1 protein-coding gene is annotated in these 440 nt (G+C 39.3%); it reads left to right on the top strand.

Annotated elements, in window-relative coordinates:
- A partial coding sequence (locus ACYQ2O_RS12840) for a transposase (protein WP_459796789.1) occupies positions 1 to 440 on the top strand: 440 nt, incomplete at both ends.

Raw genomic sequence — 440 nt, 5'->3', positions numbered from 1 at the left:
TACGTTCATGTGTATGAAAGAAGATCCCATGAAAAACCGTGAATTGAAACCTGGCTATAATCTTCAAGTTGCTTCTAGTAATCAATACGTCATTGACTACGATATCTTTTCAAATCCTACGGATACGCGAACGCTACTTCCATTTTTATCGGCCATTTCTACACTGGACTTATTCAAATATATTGTCGCAGATGCTGGATATGGCAGTGAAGAAAACTATGAATCCATCATCGATGACTATGAAAAGATCCCTTTGATCCCTTACGGCATGTATAACGCAGAACAAAAGAAAAAATATAAACAAGATCCGAAACGCCGGGATAATTGGTCATATGACGAAATAGAAGATGCTTATACCGACCTGGACGGTGTGCGGTTTAGTTTTACCCACTACAGCACACGTGTGGATAAACAGGGATATACGCGTCAGTTTAAAGTGT

This window comes from Alkalibacterium sp. m-11 (assembly GCF_054658155.1).
Note: the sequence above shows the minus strand (reverse complement) of the source record. Positions and strands in the feature narration are given on the sequence as shown.